This window comes from Amycolatopsis tolypomycina, from assembly GCF_900105945.1.
GTDB classification, from domain to species: domain Bacteria; phylum Actinomycetota; class Actinomycetes; order Mycobacteriales; family Pseudonocardiaceae; genus Amycolatopsis; species Amycolatopsis tolypomycina.
The window spans coordinates 5,167,781-5,186,372 of the sequence record NZ_FNSO01000004.1 but is presented as its reverse complement, the minus strand read 5'-3'; the positions used below and the strand labels follow the sequence as shown (position 1 = coordinate 5,186,372).

Below are 18,592 nucleotides of genomic sequence, written 5' to 3'. Positions count from 1 at the left end.
CGGCCCACACCCTCGTCAACCGCCGCAGGGTTGGTTTCATTCCGCAACTCAGCTGCTCTCGCGGGCCACCCACCCCTGCAGGTCGTCGCCGCGTACGGCCGCGGCCAGCAGCTCGGGGAACTGGTCGGGGGTGCACGCGAAGGCCGGGATGCCCAGCTCGGCCAGTGCTGCCGCGTTCTCGTGGTCGTACGACGGGGCGCCCGAGTCCGACAGCGCCAGCAGCGTCACCACCTGGACCCCCGCGCCGGCCAGCTCGGCGATGCGGTGCAGCAGCTCCTCTTCGTCGCCGCCCTCGTAGAGGTCGCTGATCAGTACCAGCAGCGTCCGCTCCGGGCGCTCGACCAGGCCCTGGCAGTACGCGATCGCCCGGTTGATGTCCGTGCCGCCGCCCAGCTGGGTGCCGAACAGGACGTCGACCGGGTCGGCGAGGTGCTCGGTGAGGTCCGCGACCTCCGTGTCGAACGCGACGAACGACGTCTTCAGCGCCCGCATCGACGCCAGCACCGCGCCGAACAGCCCCGAGTACACCACCGACTCCGCCATCGACCCCGACTGGTCGACGGCCAGGATCACGTCCCGCTGCACCGCCTGCTGACGGCGGCCGAAGCCGATCAGCTTCTCCGGGACGATCGTGCGCAGGTCGGGGGAGTAGTGCCTGAGGTTCGCGTGGATCGTGCGCGCCCAGTCGACGTCGCCGGGCCGCGGGCGGTGCGTGCGCGACGCCTTGTCCAGCGCGCCCCGGATCGCCGCGCGGGTGCGCTCGGCGAGCCGTTCCTCCAGCTCGGTGACGACCTTGCGGACGACCTCCCGCGCGGTCTCCTTGGTCTCCTCGGGCAGCACGCTGTTCAGCGACAGCAGGGTGCCGACCAGGTGGACGTCCGGCTCGACCGCCGACAGCAGCTCCTTCTCCAGCAGCATCCGGGTGAGCCCGAGCCGGTCGACGGCGTCGCGCTGCATGACCTGCACGACGGTGCTCGGGAAGTACCGCCGGATGTCGCCCAGCCAGCGCGCGACCCGCGGCGCCGACGCGCCCAGGCTCGCGCTGCGCGGCCCGCCCGCGGCCTCCTCGTCGGGCTTGTCGTAGAGCGCGGCCAGCACGGCGTCCACCCCACTGTCCTCATCGGACAATTGACCATCCAGACCGGACCCCGGGCCGGCGCCGTCCCCGCCCAGCACCAGCCGCCAGCGCCGCAACCGATCGGTGTCCGTCATGCTCCCACCCCCAAGAGCGTCGCCAGGACCGGCAGCACGAGCTCGGCCCGGTCCTCGTCCAGTGCGTCGGCCGGCGCCACGGCCCGCGCGGCGCCGGTGAGCCCGGCCGCGCGCTGCCCGATCGCCCGCTTCTCGGGCCCGCTGAACGCGCCGAAAGTGCGGCGCAGCAACGGAAGCACCTCGGTGAAGACGTCGGAGCCGATCGCCGCCAGCCACGCGTCGATCACCCGCAGCAGGCCTTCGTCGTGCACCAGCAGCAGTGCCCCGCCGTCGACGAAGCCTTCGACGTACGCCGCGCCCGCCGACGGCACCACGCCCGGCGTCAGCGCCCGGCCCAGCCGCAGTTCGACGTCGAGCGCGTCGAACAGCCCGGCGTCGTGCAGGATCCGGGTGAGCCGCCCGGCCAGCAGCGGGGGCAGGGACGGCCGTTCGGCCAGCCGGGCCAGCGCCGCCAGCCAGCGCTCCTTCGGCTCGTCGCCGAGCAGGGAGGTCGCGTCGTGCACGCCGTCGACCAGCTGGGCCAGCCGGGCCGCGGCGTCGTCGTCGATGCCGTGTGCGGCCGGGGGCAGGCCGGCGCAGATCCGGTCCAGCATCCGGTCGGCGACCGCCCGCAGCGCGCCGGTGTCGGTGCCGCGGACGTTGCCGTAGCGGGTCGCCCTGGCCAGCGCGGGCAGGGCCGACATCAGCCGGGCGACGTCCGCGTCCGCCGCCGCCCGGGCGTCGAGCGCCGCGAGCGCCTCGGGCAGCGCCTCCGGCAGGTCGGCGAGGAGGCAGTTTTCGACGGCCGTGGTGACCTCGTCGAGCGGGGGCGTGCCTTCGACCGTGCCCCGGACCGCGGCGGTGGCCGCCGACGGCACGGTGGTGCCGTACACCGCCGCCGCGACCAGGTCGACCTCGAACGACGGTTCCCAGCACAGCGCCCACGTCTCGCGGAACGTGCCCCGGTTCCGCCGCGCCGACGCCTCCCGGTTGCCCCACTCGATGCCGAGGATCCGCAGCCGGTGCAGCAGCTTCGAGCGGTCGAGCCCGCCCGGCGTCCGCAGGTCGAGGTCGAGCTCCTTGACGACCGGGTCCTTCTTGAGCCGCAGGCGCTTGGCGGTCGCGGTCAGGTCCGCGGCCAGCGGTGGCTGCGGCACCCGGTCGGGTACCTCGCCCAGCCGTTCGCCGACCACCAGCCGCCGCGTGACGAGCTCGACCTGCACCTCGTCGCCGCCGCACAGCACGGACCGGGTCGCTTCGGTGACCTCGGCGAGCCCGGCCGACGACCGGCCCCGCAGCGTGGCCAGAGTTTCGGCCAGGCGGACCGCCTCGATGACGTGCGCGGTCGAGACGGGCAGGTCCTCCTCCCGCAGCACCGCGGCGACGCCGGCCAGCCAGCGCGTGGTGACGTCGTCGGCCGTGGTGAAGAGGTGGTGGTACCAGCCCGGCGACCGGACGCCCGCGCCGTAGCCGCTGGCCGTGGCGAGGCGCCCGTGCGTCCACGGCACCCAGGTGCACGCGACCTTCCGCTTCGGGAGTCCTTTGAGGACGGCCTGGTCGTGCGACGCCGGCGGCAGCGGGTCGGCCAGCGCGGGCACGTGCCACGCGCCGCAGACGACGGCGATGTTCTCGAAGCCGTCCTTGCGGGTGCGCCGCAGCACCGAGCGCATGTAGGCCTCGCGCCGGGCTTCGTTGCCCTGCGGCGGCTTCTCGTCCTCGCGCACCGCCGTCATCGCGTCGGCGATCACCTCGAACGGGTTTTCGCTGTCCCGCCGCGACTCGACGACGTCGTCCCACCAGCGTTCCGGGTCGTCGTAGCCGCCGGCCGAGGCCAGCAGGGCCAGCGGATCGACCGGCGGGCCGGTGTGCTCGCCCGGCGGCGCGGCGAACGTGTGCGCGGCCGGGAGGTCGCAGAACCGGACCGGGATCCCGGCCGCGCGGGCGTAGGTGAGCGCCTGCCATTCGGGGCTGAAGACCGCGAACGGCCAGAACGCGGCGCGCGAGACGTCGTCGGGCGCGTAGGCCAGCAGTGCGACCGGCGGCTGCATGGCCGGGTCTTCGGTGAGCTCGACCAGTGCATCGGCCTCGGGTGGCCCCTCGATGAGGACGACGTCGGGTTCGAGTTCGGCGAGCCGCGTCGCCACGGCCCGGGCGGACCCCGGGCCGTGGTGGCGGATGCCGAGCAGGTGTGTGGTCAAGAGATCTCCTGGCCCGCCCGGTAGAAGTCGGCCCAGCCGTCACGTTCGCGGACCACGGTTTCCAGGTACTCGATCCAGATCGCGCGGTCGGCCACCGGGTCCTTGACGACGGCGCCGTGGATGCCCGCCGCGACGTCGTGCGGGCGCAGCACGCCGTCGCCGAAGTGGGCGGCCAGGGCGAGCCCGCCGGTGAGCACGCTGATCGCCTCGGCGGTCGACAGGGTGCCGGACGGCGACTTCACCGCCGTGCGGCCGTCTTCGGTGCGGCCCGAGCGCAGCTCGCGGAACACCGTGACCACGCGGCGGATCTCGGCCAGCTCGGCGGCTTCGGCGGGCAGCTTCAGCGACGCGCCCAGCTCGGCGACCCGCCTGCTGACGATCTCGACCTCGGCTTCGGCGCTGTCCGGCAGCGGCAGCACGACGGTGTTGAACCGCCGCCGCAGGGCGCTCGACAGCTCGTTGACGCCCTTGTCGCGGTTGTTCGCCGTCGCGATCAGGTTGAAGCCAGGGCGCGCCTGCACCTCGGTGCCCAGCTCGGGGACCGGCAGCGTCTTCTCGGACAGGATGGTGATCAGCGAGTCCTGGACGTCGGCCGGGATGCGCGTCAGCTCTTCGAGCCGGGCCAGCTTGCCGTCGCGCATCGCGCGCAGCACCGGGCTTTCGACCAGTGCGGCGGCGCTCGGGCCCTCGGCGATCAGCCGGGCGTAGTTCCAGCCGTAGCGGATCGACTCCTCGGACGTGCCCGCGGTGCCCTGCACCAGCAGCGTCGAATCGCCGCTGATGGCGGCGGAGAGGTGTTCGGACACCCACGTCTTCGCCGTGCCGGGCACGCCGAGCAGCAGCAGCGCGCGGTCGGTGGCCAGCGTGGCGACGGCGACCTCGATCAGCCGCCGCGGGCCGACGTACTTCGGGGTGATCACGGTGCCGTCGGCCAGGGTGCCGCCGAGCAGGTACTCGACGACGGCCCACGGCGAGAGGTTCCAGTTGGGCGGCTTCGCCCGGTCGTCGGCGGCGGCCAGGGCGGCCAGCTCGGCGGCGTGGTCCTGTTCGGCGTGCGGCCGGAGGACGGTGGGGGCGGTCATGCGAGCTCCTCGTACATTTCGCGGCGGAAGTTCAGGGTTTCGGTGAGCGCCCGGCGCCAGGGCCCGGCGTCCATGGTCAGTCGGGTGGTGGCGAGCGGGTGGCGCAGGCACTCCGCCGGGACCGCGCGGGCGATCACGACGGCGGCGTGCGAGACCAGGCGATGGTCGTCCTGGCGGGCGATCCAGTCGAGCAGCGCGGTGCCGAGCTCCTTCGTCCACGGCCGGGGCAGTTCGTGCACCAGGCGTGCGAACGATTCGACGGGCAGCCTGCTGATCAGGTGCCCGACGGTGGCGGCCTGGCTCGCCGGGCTCAGCACGCCGAGCAGCGGCGGCGTGGCGCGCCCGCCGGGGTCGGCGCCGATGAGCGCCTGCGCCCAGGTTTCGTCGCGCTGCCGCAGGGCGGCGGTGGCCCAGGAGTCGCGCAGCACGGCGGCCGGGCAGCCTTCGACGGTCATCCGCACGACCTCGGCGGGTGGGCCGAACTCGGTCCAGAAGGACAGCGGAGCGGCCGCGACGAGGGTGCGCAGCCGGACGGTGCCGTCGCCGCGTTCGCCCTGGGGGAGCGTGACGGTGAGGACCCGGTTCCGGCGGTGGACCAGCGGCTTGAGCCGTTCGGCCATGCCGCGGCCGTAGCGCGTGCCGGGCAGCCGGCCGAGCAGGTCGGCGGCCTGTTCCCGGACGCCGGCCGCGCGGTCGGTCAGCGCGGCTTCGAGGAAGGCTTCGTCGGCGGCTCGGACGTGCCCGGCGAGTACGCCGAGGAAGTCGGCCCGGACGTCGGCCGGCTCGCTCTTCCAGGAAGCGGCGAGGGCTTCCCGCGCGGCGTCGGGTTCTTCGGCGAGCTTGGCCGCCAGCCAGCGGCGACGCTGGGCGAGGCTGCCGTACTGCCAGACGTCGGCCTGCTCTTCGGCGGGTGCCGCGAGGAAGGCCCAGTCGGGGTTGCGCCGGCCCAGCCAGGCGCCGGTCGGCCCGGCGACGGCGGCCAGCGGGCTCCGCAGCGCGGCTTTGGTGCGGGCGGCCTCGGCGAGCAGCGGCAGGGTCTCCGGCGGGACCCGGTAGCCGGTGCCGGCGACGATGCCGAGCCATTCGAGCAGGAGGTCGGGATGGCTGGCGGCGAGGAGGCGCCCGAGCCGTTCCCGCGCGAGCGGGGGAACGAAGGGACGCTCGTCTTCGGCGGCCACCGGAAGCGGCCGGACGTCCCGCAGCGGCGGCCGGCCCGCCCGGCGGTAGGTGGCGAGCACGGCCGCGGCCGCGAGCAGCTGCTCGGCGGGATCCCGGCGGCCGGCGACGAGCGCCTGGACGGCCGGTGGCTGGGCGGCGGGGTCCAGGGTGCGCCGCCGGGTGCCGAGCAGGGCGGTGCCGACGAGATCTTCCCAGGCTTTCACGGGCGGACCTCCGGTTTCCGGTTGTGGTGCGGGGAAAGGACGTTCACAGCCGCACCGCCCGGTTCTCGTGCCAGCACGTCAGCGGCCGCAGCCCCGCCGGGCTCCACTCGGCCGCCACCGTCAGCGGGCGGCCCGCCGACAGGGCCAGCAACGACCACGGGAACGCCGTCGGCACCAGTGGCAGCGCTGTTCCGTCCTTTTCGGACAGACACCAGCCGCCCGCGTGCTCGGCCGGGGTCACCGCCGACAGCAGCACCGGCCAGCGCTCCAGCCACGGGTCCGCCGCCATGGCCTGCGCGTACGCCGCCAGTGCGTCCGCGATCGAGCCGCCTTCGGCCGTGGGGGCAGGCAACGGGATCCCGCGCTCGGCCACCAACGCCCGCAGCGGTGCCGCGCCCGGGTAGAACGCCAGCTCCGCGGTGAGCCGGTGGCCCGGTGGCAAGGAGGTGTCGAGGGGACGGCCCGGTGGCGCGAACGACAGCACCAGCGCGTCGCGGCCCGTGGCGAGGCCGCGCAACCACGTGCGGCGGGTCAGCAACCGGTCGTTCTCCTCGTCCGCCGCGCCCGTGATCAGCCACTCGTCCGCGACGCGCTCGCCGCTCTCCAGGACCCGCGCCGTCTCCACCGAGAACCCGAGCCGCGTGCGGACCGTCTCCGCCAGCGCCGGCGGCAGTGACTCCGTTCGCGTGGCCGCGTCGGCGAGCAGGTACAACTGGGACAGCTCGGCCAGCAACGCCTCCGGCCAGTCGCGCCTGCCGACGATCCCCGCCGCCCGGCGCAGGCCGCCCGCGAGGCCGGACGCCTGCGCGTCGACCATCCGCGCCGCGACCGTGCGCAGCTCTTCGCCGCCGGTGCGCTCGAAGCCCGCGAACCCGGCGCCGATGCGGTCGGTGAGCCAGACCTTCAGCTCCGCGACGCCGCTCTCGACACGGGCCGCCCGCTCGGAAGCGCGCCGGGCGGCCGCTTCCTCGTCCTTCGGCCCTGCCGCCTCGGCCCGCTTCTCCGCCCGCCGCGCGCGGTCGGCGCGTTCGGCCAGCCACGTGTGCACCCACTCGGGTGGTTCCGCGGCGTCGACCCGCCCGGCCGCCCACAGCATCAGCAGCCCCAGTGCGTGCTTGCACGGGAACTTCCGACTGGGACAGGAACACCGGAACGCGGGCTCGGCGAGCTCGACGCACGTCTGGTACGGCTTCTTGCCACTGCCTTGGCAGAAGCCCCACACGGCGTCTTCGGACGCACCCGCGCCCGACCACTTCGCCGGCGTGGCGAGCGCCCGGCCCGCCTTCTCCGAAGCGGGATCCGGCGCCAGCCCGGCCACGCGATCCGCGGTCCACGGCACTGCCGTCACCACCTGTCCCCCCACTGTTCTCCCCTCGCTTTCCGGTACGAGCTGAAGCATGCCAGGACCCACCGACAATTTCCGGAAGCCGACTATTCTAGTGCTAGAGTACGAGCGTGCTGACCGACGCGGAACTGACGGTGCTCGGCCTGGTGGCCGAACGCCCGAGGCACGGCTACGAGCTGGACGAAGTGGTCTCGGAGCGCGGCATGCGCGACTGGACGGCGCTCGGCTTCAGCTCGATCTACTACGTCCTGGGCAAACTCCGCGACAAAGGCCTGGTCGCCGAGGTCGAAGGCGAACGCGCGCACCCCAAGGCCAAGAAGACGTTCACGGCCACCGAAGCGGGGCGGAAGGCGTGCGCGGCCGCCGCCGAAGCCGCCATCGCCGAGCTGCGTCCGGTGCACCCGCCGGTGCTCGTCGGCTTGGCCAACAGCCCGGCCGTCCCGCCCGAACGGCTCGCGGCCGCGCTCGCCAAGCGCGCGGAAGCCGTGCAGGACCGGCTGGCCGAGGTCCGGCGCGCCGCGACCGCCCAGGAGCACGCGCCGCCGTTCGTCCGGGCGATCTTCGACTACTCCCTCGCGCAACTCGACGCGGAAGCCCGCTGGCTGGAAGGAATGTTGTGACGCCGTACGACATCAAGAAGGACCTCAAGCAGCTCTACGCGCCCAAGAACACCGGCTGGGCGCTGCTCGACGTCCCCGAACAGCAGTTCCTCGCGATCGACGGCCGGGGCAACCCGAACACGGCGGAGAGCTACAAGAAGGCCGTCGAAGCGCTCTACACCTTCGCCTACACGATCAAGATGGCGGCGAAGCAGCGCGGCGAGGACTTCGTCGTGGGTCCGCTCGAAGGCCTGTGGTGGGCCGAGGACTACACCGCGTTCACCGTGCGCGCCAAGGACTCCTGGCAGTGGACGATGCTCATCGCGCAACCGGAGTGGATCGGCGAGGACGCCGTCGAGGAGGCCCGGGAAACGGTGCGGCGCAAGAAGAAGCTCGACGCGCCGGTCCGGCTCGAGAAGCTGCACGAAGGCCGGTGCGCGCAGGCGCTCCACGTCGGCTCCTACGACGACGAAGGCCCGCTGCTGGCCCGCCTGCACGACGAGTTCCTGCCGGCACAGGGCCTGAAGCCGACCGGCCTGCACCACGAGGTGTACCTCGGCGACCCCCGGCGCGTCGAACCCGCGAAGCTGCGGACGGTGCTGCGGCAGCCGGTCGGCTGAGGACGGGGCTGGCTCGCCACCCGGCTCGTGCTCGGGCGCCTTCGTGGCGGAACCCGGGTGCGGATCGAAGGTCTGCCCGGATGGACGTTCCCCCTCGGCGCGGCGGCCGCTATACAGGGCAGCAACGGGCGCGGCTTCCCACACGAGGGGTAGACGATGCAGGACAGGCACACCTGCGCCGAGCCGGCCGGTCGGCCGGATCGACGGACACCGCAACTCGTGCGCCGGCACCCGGCCGCACCCGGACGCCGGCCCTTGCCTGCGCCGACGGTGGATTCGATCACCACCCTGGCGAGGCTGGCCGGCAACCAAGCGGTCGGCCGGTACCTGGCGGTGCAGCGGTGTGGCGACACACCGCCTGATCAGTGCCCATGTCATGATGCCGACGCCGAGGATCGCGAGGCGACCTCGGAAACCGGCACCGAAGTGCTGAAACCGGTGGCGCAGCGGGTGGGCCCGCCGGGGCCACCCGAGCCGTGTGGCCCCGGCACGAGCAATCCGTTCTGCCTGCCGATCCCGACCGACGAGACACCCTGCAAGCCGTTCGCCGACCACTCTCACGCACTGAACGTGTGGGCGGCGCAGAGCGCGTCACTACCACTGCAACTCGCCGGCGTACTGCGTTGCCTGGAGGTGAAAGGGGTCTGGGACGAGTACTTCAAGGGAACCTCCGCGGCGTTCTCGTTCGATTCGCCCAGCAGTTGCGTCGTCGCGGCGGCGAAGAGGGATCCGACGGCTGCGGCGCAAGCGGAAACGGCGGCGATCCAGCTGTTCAAGGGCATCAAGGAGAATCTTCCCGCTTTGGTGCGGGACGTGCGGCCCGGCCCGGTCGACCTGGGCGGCCCGGTAGCCGTCCTGCGCATCCCGCTGGCCCAGGCGGTCGCCTCGCGCTTCCACCTCTTCCTGCACCCGCTGATCACCTACAACGACCCGTTCAACGCGGCGGCCAACATCGCCGGTGATGCCGGGAAGAACGGCCAAGGCAGCGACATCTTCGGCGACGACGATCGCGAAATGCAAGGCACCGTGGTGATCGAGGTGCGGAACATCGACCCGGTGACCGGCGCGGTGTCGGGCGAACTGCGGTGGGTACCACACGTGCACGTCAAGGACACTGTCGACTTCTGTCCGGGCAACCTCGGCAATCCCGCACAGCGATCGATCACCATTCCCTTGAGCAAGCTCGAGGCCGAGGGCCTCACCCGCGATGTGCCGATCACCATCGACTACGACCTCGAGCCCCGCCAAGAATCGTTCTCCGTGGTGCCCAAGATCGGCCCGCCGCCGGGTCCCGTTCCGAAACCGGACAAGGGCTTTCCGCGGTCCGGCCCCGCGAAGACGACCGGAACCCTCCTGCGCGTCCGAACCGGTCCCGGGTTGGGATTCCCGGCGCTACGGCTGATCGAGCACAAGGCCACGCCGATTCAGGTGGAGTCCCAGGTCCACGGCGATCGTGTGGACGGCAACGACGTCTGGGACAAGATCGAGGGCGGTTACGTCTCCGACCGCTACGTCACCTTCGACGAGAGCGAACGCTCCGCGCGATAGCTCGCCGGCAGCCGGGTTCAGTATTCGCTGGTCGCCGGCCAGGTGTCGTCGTGCAGGAGGCGCTTGAGGATCTTGCCCGTCGCGTTGCGCGGCAGGTCGGGCACGAAGTACACGTCACGCGGCACCGCGAACCGGGCCAGGCGGTGGTGGATGTACTGCCGGATGTCCTCCGCGTGCAGGGACGCGCCCCGCCGGGGGACGACGTACGCGGCCAGGCGCTGGCCCCACTCCGCGTCCGCGACGCCGACCACCGCCGCGTCGTGCACGCCCGGCAGCGCCACCAGCGCCTCTTCGACCGGGCGCGGGAACACGTTCTCGCCGCCGGAGACGATCATCTCGTCGGCGCGGCCGGTGACGAACAGCCGGCCCGCCGCGTCGAGGTAGCCGACGTCGCCGCTGGCCATCATGTCCGCCGCGCGGGCCGGGTCGGTGCCGCTCGTGTAGCCCTCGAACAGCATGTCGTTGCCGACGAAGATCTGGCCCTCGCCGCCCGGCGGCGCCGGCTTGCGGTCCTCGTCCAGGATCGCCAGCCGCGTGCCGAGCGGGCAGCGGCCCGCCGTCGTCGGCGCCGCGCGCAGGTCGGCCGGGTCGGCGATGCTCGCCCAGGACACCTCGGTCGAGCCGTAGAAGTTGTAGAGGATGTCGCCGAAAGTGTCCATGAACTGCGTGACGAACGAGCCGGACAACGCCGAGCCGCTGCTGGCCACGATCCGCAGCGAGGACAGGTCGTAGCGCGCGCGGACCCGCTCGGGCAGGTCCATGATGCGCTGCAGCATGATCGGCACCGCGAACAGCGCGTCGCACTTCTGCTCGGCGATCGTCCGCAACGTCTCTTCGGCGTCGAACTTGCGGATCAGCGCCAGCGACGCCCGCAGCGCCATGCCGATCTGCATCGCGGCGAGGCCCCAGGTGTGGAACAGCGGCGCGGCCACGAGCAGCCGGTCGCCGGCGCGCAGCGGGATCCGGTCGAGGATCGCCGCGGCGGTGCCGAGTCCCTTCGGTGTCGGGCGGCGCGCGCCCTTCGGCGTCCCGGTGGTGCCGGAGGTGAGCACGATCAGCCGGCCTGGCCGCTCGACCGGCTTCGGGCGGTCGGCGGGCGCGGCGTGGATCAGCTCGTCGACCGTGGGGTAGCCGGCGTCGGCGTCCGGCCAGGTGCTGATCCGGGCGAAGTCGCCCGGCACGTTCGCGATGGTCTGCGCGAACTCGTCGTCGGCGAGCACGGCGGACGGCTGGTGCTCGGCGATGACGTCCTTGACCGAGGCGGCGGACAGGCCGGTGTTCAGGAGGATGACGTCGGCGCCGAGCTTGCTGGCCGCGACGAACGACTCGATCATCGCGGAGTGGTTGCGGCACATCAGCGCGATCCGGTCGCGCTCGACGACGCCGAGCTCGCTGAGCGCGTTGGCGAGCCGGTCGCTGCGCTCCTGGACCTGGCGGAAGGTGCGGACGCTGCGCTCGTCGTGCAGGGCGAGCTCGTCCGGGACGCGGGCCGCCGCGGCCTGGTAGCCGCCCGCGACCGTGGCGCCCCACTGCGCGAGGGAGTTCAGCTGGCGCGCGAGCTTGTCCGGCCGGCCGGCGCTGAGCACGCCGGCGCGCAGCAGGATGCTCGTGGTGCGCAGCTTGGTGGCCTTGTTGGTCTCGCCGTCGGTTTCCGGGTCGTGCTCGCCGGCCAGGTGCAGGTCGAGGCGACGGCCGAGCGCGCGGACGTCCTTCTTGATCGACGACACCAGGTCGACGTGCGCCGGCGGCAGCATCATCCGCACGAACAGCTCGGTCCGGCCACCGGCCAGCGGTCTGAGCTCCAGGGAGACCCAGGTGCCCTCGTCCGGGACGCCGCACCACACGACGTGCTCGCCCGGCCGGTAGACGACGGCCTGCATCTGCGTTTCGAGCATCGGTCCCCGCGCGGGGACGATCCGGATGACGCCCTTCGGGCCGCGCCCGCGGGCGGCCGGCTCCTGGATCTCGCACCAGCTGATCTCCGGCACGAACCGCGAGTACCACTCCGGCGATCCGACGATCTGCCACACCACATCGGGGGAGTGCTCGACCACCGCACTCGCCTCGACCACATCGTCACGCATTGTCTGCCCTCACCGAAGTGTCACCGAACGCACGTTCAGGTCACGGAGGCGTCACATTAGCAGCAAACGGGTGATCAGGGATACTCCGAACGGCCAGATACCGGCGGGTAACGGACACTCGCAGTGGGCCTCCGGGTGTCCATTGTAGACCGATTAACGGCGTTCACCGAGGACAGCGGCGATCGGGTCCTTCGACGTGATCGACGGCGGGTTTCGCGGCGATCTCCGGCGGGTTCGGCGGGCGATCGGGATATTTACGACATCTGGCGTAGAGCGGACAGCGGGCGGCTGGTCACTTTGCGTAGCGGGCGACGAGTTCCGCCCCGATCCGCGCGAGCTCCGCCTTGACCGGCTCCGGCCCTTCCACCTCCACCAGCCCGCCCCACCCGGCGAGCTCCTGCGCGATCATCACCGGCACCGGCGCGGCGACCCGGGCGCGGACCCGCTCCCCGGGCAGCTCCGCGACCAGCTCGCAGTGCCGCCCGAACCGGCCCTGCAGCACCCCGAAGTGCCGCCGGTCGAGGACCACGTCCGCGCTCAGCAACGACCGGCGCTTCTCCACCTCCTCGACGACCTCCCGCCACACCTCCGCCAGCTCCAGGTCCGACGGGCGGTCCGCGGGCTCGTCGGTCACCACCGCCGAGACGATCCGGTCGACGCGGAACGTGCGGCGGCCCTTCGCCGTCCCGGCGACCAGGTACCAGACGTCGTCCTTGTCCACCAGGCCCCACGGGTCCACCAGCCGCGACGACTTCTCACGCCCGGCGTAGGCCAGGCGGACGCGGCGGCGGGCGATGACGGCGTCCTGCAGCCGCGAGACCATCGGCGGGCGCTCCTTCGGCCGCTCGCCCCAGCCCGCCTGGTCGACCACGATCGCGTCCGCCGCCGCCTCGGCGTCCGCGCGGAACGTGCCCGGCAGGGCGCCCATCAGCTTTCGCAGCGCCGACTTCACCTCCGGGGCGCTCGCCGCCGCCGGGCCGGCCAGCAGGAACAGCGCCTGCGCCTCGCTCGCGCTCAGGCCGGAGAGGTCCGTGCGGGCGCCGCCGACGAGCTGCCAGCCGCCGCCGCGGCCCGGCTGGGGGTAGACCGGCACGCCCGCCGACGAGAGCGCTGCGAGGTCGCGGCGGGCCGTCGCCACCGAGATCTCCAGCTCGGCCGCCAGTTCGGCGGCCGTGACGCGGCCGCGTGCCTGCATCAGCAGCAGGGTGGCCACGAGGCGGTCGGCGCGCATGGACGCAGTGTCGCACCTCGCTCGCGTGCCACGGTTTCCGGCGGACCCGGCAATTCGCCGGCAGTTCCGGGGTCAATTCCGGGGATGAATCCCGGACGGCTTGATGGGCCGCGGCGGCAGGACGGGCACCCGCCCCGGAGCCGGCTTGACGTACGGCGCCTGTCCGGTCAGCACCCGCAGCAGGGGTTCGCAGCCGGCGACGGTGAAACCGGTGACGAGGTAGTGGTCGGCCGTCTGCGGCTGCAGGAACGCCGGGATCTCCGCCGGTGTGTGGCCCGGCAGGACCACCGGGAGGATCTTGCGCGTCCACGCCGGCCGGTCGCTGTGCAGTTTCTCGCGCAGCAACGCGGCTTCGGACTGCAGGCCGCGGTTGCTTTCCGCCGAGGCGTAGCCGTCCGCGACTTCGCGGTACCGCGCCGAGGCGACGACGATGACGTGATCGGCGGTTTCGATACCCGCGATGGCCCACGTGTACCAGTCCTGGCGAGCGACCGGCTGCCACTGGTCCAGCGTCACGTCGAGGCCGTGCCGCACGAGGAAATCGCTGAGCGCGAGGACGTGCTCCCGGTGTTCGGGTGAATCGTGTGTGTATGACACGAAGACGCGCACCGGGTCGGTTCTCGGCATCCGGGGACAATAGCATTTCCGGCCCAAAAGAATGGGCGGCCGTAAAAGTGCTCGCTTGGTGAGCACTTTGCCCCCGCATGATGGCTGCAGACCAGTTGAGAGGAGCAGGACATGCTGCGAGGGATGGCCACCGTCACCTACTACGCCGAAGACCACGAGGCCGCGAAGGCCTGGTACACGGAATTCCTCGGCGTCGAGCCGTACTTCGAGGTCCCGGGGTACTTCGAGTTCCGGATCGGCGACCACCAGCACGAACTCGGCATCATCGACCGCCGGTTCGCCCCCTTCACGCACACCGAGCCGGGCGGGGAGATCGTCCGCTGGCACGTCGACGACCTCGAGGCGACGTTCGCGCGCCTGCTGGAGCTGGGCGCGAAGGAGTACGAGCCGATCATCGAACGCGGCCCCGGGTTCGTGACGGCGTCGGTCGTCGACCCGTTCGGGAACGTCCTCGGGATCATGACGAACGCGCACTACCTGGCGATGCTGGCGGAACGCTCCTGACGTGTGGCCGCACACCACTGGATCTTCCCGAGGTGTAGCGGCCACGCACATGGTGAGCGACCGGGGTCACGCTTACCGTTCCCCTCCATGACCAGCGATCTGGACGGGCGCACCGCCCTCGTCACCGGCGGGGCCGGCGGCATCGGCCTCGCCTGCGTCCGCGCCCTCGCCGCGGCCGGGGCCAAGGTGCACGTCGTCGACTTGGACCTCGCCCGTGCCGAAGCCGCCGCCACCGAGGTCGGCGGCTGGGCGCACGCCGCCGACCTCAGCGACCCCGCCTCGATCGGCGGGCTGCCCGCCGAGGTCGACGTCCTGGTCAACAACGCCGGCGTCCAGCACGTCGCGCCGATCCAGGACTTCCCGCCCGAGCGGTTCACCCACATCCAGAGCCTGATGGTCACCGCGCCGTTCCTCCTGATGCGGCACACGCTTCCGTCGATGTACGCGCGCGGGTGGGGCCGGATCGTCAACATGTCGAGCGTCCACGGGCTGCGCGCCTCCGCGTACAAGTCCGCCTACGTCGCCGCCAAGCACGGGCTCGAAGGCCTTTCGAAGGTCGCCGCGCTCGAAGGCGCCGAACACGGTGTCACCAGCAACTGCGTGAATCCCGGATACGTCCGCACGCCGCTCGTCGACGGCCAGATCGACGCCCAGGCGGCCGAGCACGACATCCCGCGCGAGGACGTCGTGGCCGAGGTCCTCCTCAAGCGCGCCGCCATCAAGAAACTCATCGAACCCGCGGACGTCGCCTCCCTGGTGGTGTGGCTGTGCTCGCCGCACGCCGGTCACGTCACCGGCGCCTCGATCCCCCTCGACGGCGGCTGGACCGCCGCCTGACCCGCTGCACGACAACGCCGCACAACCACAAGGAAGTGGAGCCCGCAGTGAGCCAACCCCACCGGTCGGCGATCGCCAAGATCGTCGGCGCGAGCCTGATCGGCACCACCATCGAGTGGTACGACTTCTTCCTCTACACCTCCGCCGCCGCCCTCGTCTTCAACAAGCTGTTCTTCCCGACGGCGAGCCCGCTCACCGGCACGCTGCTGGCGTTCCTGACCTACGCCGTCGGGTTCCTGGCCCGCCCGATCGGCGGCCTGGTCTTCGGCCATTTCGGCGACCGGCTCGGCCGGAAGAAGCTGCTGGTCGTCAGCCTGGTGCTGATGGGCGGCTCGACCTGCCTGATGGGCGTCCTGCCGACGTACGCCACCGCGGGGGTCGTGGCGCCGCTGCTGCTCACGCTGCTGCGGCTCGTCCAGGGCTTCGCGCTCGGCGGCGAGTGGGGCGGCGCCGTCCTGATCGTCTCCGAACACGGTGACGACCGCCGCCGCGGGTTCTGGGCGAGCTGGCCGCAGTGCGGCGCGCCCGGCGGCAACCTCCTCGCGACCGCCGTCCTGGCGATCCTGTCCGCGACGCAGTCCGACGCGACCTTCATGTCCTGGGGCTGGCGCGTTCCGTTCCTGCTCTCGGGCGCGCTGCTGCTGATCGGGCTGTGGATCCGGCTGGCCGTCGCCGAGTCGCCGGTGTTCCTCGCCGCCCAGCGGCAGGCCGAGGCGCGCGCGGAAAAGCACGTCCCGGTCGTCGACGTCTTCCGCAACAGCTGGCGCCAGGTGCTGATCACGATCGGCGCGCGGATGGCCGAGAACGTCTCGTACTACGTGATCACCGCGTTCATCCTGGTCTACGTCACGACCGGGCTGCACCTGCCGAAGGGCGTCGGCCTGACCGCGGTGCTCATCGGCTCGGCCGTGCACTTCGTGACGATCCCGGTGTGGGGCGCGCTGTCCGACCGCGTCGGCCGCCGTCCGGTTTACCTGTTCGGCGCGATCGGGATGGCCGTGTGGGGCTTCGCGTTCTTCGCGCTGCTCGACACGAAGTCGTCGGCGGTGATCGTGCTGGCCGCGACCGTCGGGCTGGTGCTGCACGGCGCGATGTACGGCCCGCAGGCCGCCTTCTTCGCCGAGCAGTTCCCGACCCGGGTGCGCTACACCGGCCTCTCGGTCGGCGGGCAGCTGTCGTCGATCGCCGCGGGGGCCGTCGCCCCGCTGATCGCCGTCGCGCTGTTCTCGGCCTGGGGCAGCACCGTGCCGGTGTCGCTGTACGTCGCGGCGATGTGCCTGATCACGGTGATCGCGCTGCTCGCCGCCCGCGAGACCCGCGGCGAATCGCTGCACGACGACGTCGAGGCGGAGAAGGCGGCCGTTTCGCCCTAGCATGACCGCCGTGACCGCACCTTCGGACGCGCTGCGCCGGCTGCTCGACCTGCTCGCCTCCGGGGCGAGCACCGAGCAGCTGGCGCACGTCGTCGTGGCCGCCCGTGCCGAGGGCGCCCTCGACGCGGCCGACCTGGCCGCGCTGGCCAGCGCGGGCGAGCTGGCCCTGCGGATCCGCGAGACACTGGCCGAGCACCGGCGGCGCGAAGCCCAGCTCACCGCATTGTTCGAGACTGCGAGCGAGCTCGCCGCGCTGTCCGACCCGGACACCGTGCTGCGCTCGATCGTCCGGCGGGCACGGGCGCTGCTCGGCGTCGACGTCTCCTATCTGAGCCTGAACAACGAAGCCGAGGGGAAGACCTACATCCGGGTCAGCGACGGCTCGGTGTCGGCGGAGTTCCAGCAGATCGTGCTGGGCATGGGGGAGGGCCTCGGCGGGCTGGTGGCGCAGACCGCGCGGCCGTACGCGACGTCGGACTACTTCAACGACGACCGGTTCAAGCACACCCGCCACATCGACTCCGGCGTCGAAGACGAAGGCCTGACCGCGATCCTCGGCGTCCCGCTGGCGATCGGGCCGAAGGTGCTCGGCGTGCTGTTCGCGTCCGACCGCGCCACCCGGGAGTTCTCCGCCGACGAGGTCGCGCTGCTGTCGTCGCTGGCCGACCACGCGGCGATCGCACTGGACAGCGCGAACCTCCTCGACCAGACCCGCCGCGCGGTCGCGGAGCTCAACGAGGCCAACGCGACGATGGAACGCGCCGAGGACGCGCACGACCGGCTGACCGACCTGGTGCTGCGCGGCGGCGACCTGCCGGACGTCGCCGACGCCGTCGCCGGCGTGCTGCACGGGAACCTCACGGTGTACGACGCCGACGGCACGCTCCTGGCCAGTTCGGCGGAGCCGGTGGCGCTCGACCCGGACGCCCTCGCCGCGGCCCGCGCGAGCGGCCGCGCGGTGTCCACAAAGGACAACTGGGTGTGCGCGGTGCAGGCGGGCCCCGAGCTGCTCGGCAGCCTGGTGCTGGCCGGCCGGCGTGACCTGTCCGACCCCGACCGGCGGCTGTTCGAGCGCGCCGGCGTCGTGACGGCGTTGCTGCTGATGCTGCGGCGGTCGGTGGTGCGCGCGGAGGACGAGGTCCGCGGCGAGCTGTTGACCGACCTGCTCACCGCCCCCGGCCGCAACCCCCGGGCCCTGCTGGCCCGCGGCCGCCGGCTGGGCATCGACCTCTCGGCCCCGCACGCGGTCCTGGTCGCCCACGCCGACGGCGGCTCGCGGCGGCGCGCCGCGAGCGCGGCGGCCCGGCACGCGACGCTGGTCGGGGTGCACGCGGAGGAGGTCGTGCTGCTCGCACCGGGCGACCCGGACGAGCTGGCCCGCCGCGTGGCGGCCGACCTCGGCTCGGCGACGGGCCGCCCGGTCACGGTGGGCGCGGCGGGCCCGGCGAGCGGCCCGTCGGCGATCGCGGACGCCCACGCGGAGGCGGCCCGCTGCGTCCGGGCGCTGCTGGCCCTCGGCCGCGCGGGCGAAGGCGCGGCGATGGCCGGGCTGGGCTTCCTCGGCCAGCTGCTCGGCGACCGCGCGGACCTGGACGCGTTCGTCCGCCGCACCCTGGGCCCGGTACTGGACTACGACGAGCGCCGCGGCACGGAGCTGGTCGCGACGCTGCGGGCGTACTTCGCGAACGGTGCGCAGCTGGCGCGGACGAAGGACGTGCTGCACGTCCACGTGAACACGGTGGTGCAGCGGCTGGAGCGGGTGGCGTCGTTGCTGGGGGAGGACTGGCAGGCCCCGGACCGTGCCCTGGAGATCCAGCTGGCCCTGCGCTTGCTGCGGCTCGGATCGCGGTGATTGCTGCGGGTGGACGACATGGCGTCGTCGATCACCGACCTGGGGTCCACAGTGGACGACGCGGCGGGGGGAGGTGTACGACTAGGTCGCGCGCGTGCTCGGCCTGCCGTACCCGGGTG

15 protein-coding genes are annotated in these 18,592 nt (G+C 72.8%); 7 read left to right on the top strand and 8 right to left on the bottom strand.

What is annotated here, in order from left to right; translation table 11 throughout:
- Positions 1–48: 48 nt before the first annotated feature.
- The 5 genes from BLW76_RS33250 to BLW76_RS33230 are packed head-to-tail and all read right to left on the bottom strand — an operon-like array spanning position 49 to position 7,201.
- Positions 49–1,212, bottom strand: a complete 1,164-nt coding sequence (locus tag BLW76_RS33250; protein ID WP_091314919.1) for a VWA domain-containing protein — start codon at positions 1,210–1,212, stop codon at positions 49–51.
- Complete coding sequence (locus BLW76_RS33245; RefSeq protein WP_091314917.1) at positions 1,209–3,389, bottom strand: DUF5682 family protein; 2,181 nt, start codon at positions 3,387–3,389, stop codon at positions 1,209–1,211. Before BLW76_RS33245 ends, BLW76_RS33250 begins: the two co-directional genes overlap by 4 nt.
- A complete protein-coding gene (locus BLW76_RS33240; protein WP_091314914.1) occupies positions 3,386–4,471 on the bottom strand; it encodes an ATP-binding protein in 1,086 nt (361 codons plus the stop codon). The genes BLW76_RS33245 and BLW76_RS33240 overlap by 4 nt, the downstream gene beginning before the upstream one ends.
- Positions 4,468–5,853, bottom strand: coding sequence for a DUF5691 domain-containing protein (locus BLW76_RS33235; protein ID WP_091314911.1), 1,386 nt, complete (start codon positions 5,851–5,853; stop codon positions 4,468–4,470). Before BLW76_RS33235 ends, BLW76_RS33240 begins: the two co-directional genes overlap by 4 nt.
- 43 nt (positions 5,854–5,896) lie before the next feature.
- The gene (locus BLW76_RS33230) at positions 5,897–7,201 is read right to left on the bottom strand and encodes an SWIM zinc finger family protein (protein ID WP_244170438.1); all 1,305 of its coding nucleotides are present in this window, start codon (positions 7,199–7,201) and stop codon (positions 5,897–5,899) included.
- A gap of 107 nt (positions 7,202–7,308) precedes the next feature.
- Between BLW76_RS33230 and BLW76_RS33225 the strand changes: the two genes are divergently transcribed.
- From BLW76_RS33225 to BLW76_RS33215, 3 genes are all read left to right on the top strand, one after another.
- Complete coding sequence (locus BLW76_RS33225) at positions 7,309–7,818, top strand: PadR family transcriptional regulator (protein WP_091314906.1); 510 nt, start codon at positions 7,309–7,311, stop codon at positions 7,816–7,818.
- Positions 7,815–8,417: a GyrI-like domain-containing protein gene (locus BLW76_RS33220; RefSeq protein WP_091314903.1), complete on the top strand. Its 603-nt coding sequence runs from the start codon at positions 7,815–7,817 to the stop codon at positions 8,415–8,417. Before BLW76_RS33225 ends, BLW76_RS33220 begins: the two co-directional genes overlap by 4 nt.
- A gap of 156 nt (positions 8,418–8,573) precedes the next feature.
- The gene (locus BLW76_RS33215) at positions 8,574–9,965 is read left to right on the top strand and encodes an SH3 domain-containing protein (protein ID WP_143060731.1); all 1,392 of its coding nucleotides are present in this window, start codon (positions 8,574–8,576) and stop codon (positions 9,963–9,965) included.
- A 17-nt stretch (positions 9,966–9,982) separates the two neighbouring features.
- On the opposite strand, the gene BLW76_RS33210 is transcribed toward BLW76_RS33215, so the two are convergent.
- The 3 genes from BLW76_RS33210 to BLW76_RS33200 all read right to left on the bottom strand — a co-directional run bounded on the left by BLW76_RS33210 (position 9,983) and on the right by BLW76_RS33200 (position 13,907).
- Positions 9,983–12,049: an AMP-binding protein gene (locus tag BLW76_RS33210; RefSeq protein ID WP_091314898.1), complete on the bottom strand. Its 2,067-nt coding sequence runs from the start codon at positions 12,047–12,049 to the stop codon at positions 9,983–9,985.
- A gap of 292 nt (positions 12,050–12,341) precedes the next feature.
- Positions 12,342–13,280: a helix-turn-helix transcriptional regulator gene (locus tag BLW76_RS33205; protein ID WP_091314895.1), complete on the bottom strand. Its 939-nt coding sequence runs from the start codon at positions 13,278–13,280 to the stop codon at positions 12,342–12,344.
- A gap of 72 nt (positions 13,281–13,352) precedes the next feature.
- The gene (locus BLW76_RS33200) at positions 13,353–13,907 is read right to left on the bottom strand and encodes a toll/interleukin-1 receptor domain-containing protein (RefSeq protein WP_091314893.1); all 555 of its coding nucleotides are present in this window, start codon (positions 13,905–13,907) and stop codon (positions 13,353–13,355) included.
- A 111-nt stretch (positions 13,908–14,018) separates the two neighbouring features.
- Here BLW76_RS33200 and BLW76_RS33195 point away from each other — a divergent pair, with 111 nt between their 5' ends.
- From BLW76_RS33195 to BLW76_RS33180, 4 genes are all read left to right on the top strand, one after another.
- On the top strand, positions 14,019–14,411 hold the full coding sequence (locus tag BLW76_RS33195) for a VOC family protein (RefSeq protein ID WP_091314891.1): 393 nt from the start codon (positions 14,019–14,021) through the stop codon (positions 14,409–14,411).
- Positions 14,412–14,498: 87 nt separating this feature from the next.
- Positions 14,499–15,248: a 3-hydroxybutyrate dehydrogenase gene (locus tag BLW76_RS33190; protein WP_091314889.1), complete on the top strand. Its 750-nt coding sequence runs from the start codon at positions 14,499–14,501 to the stop codon at positions 15,246–15,248.
- 47 nt (positions 15,249–15,295) lie between these two features.
- Complete coding sequence (locus BLW76_RS33185) at positions 15,296–16,621, top strand: MFS transporter (RefSeq protein ID WP_091314887.1); 1,326 nt, start codon at positions 15,296–15,298, stop codon at positions 16,619–16,621.
- Position 16,622: 1 nt separating this feature from the next.
- Positions 16,623–18,473 (top strand): helix-turn-helix domain-containing protein, encoded by a 1,851-nt coding sequence (locus tag BLW76_RS33180; protein ID WP_091314885.1) that lies wholly within the window; start codon positions 16,623–16,625, stop codon positions 18,471–18,473.
- Positions 18,474–18,592: the final 119 nt, after the last annotated feature.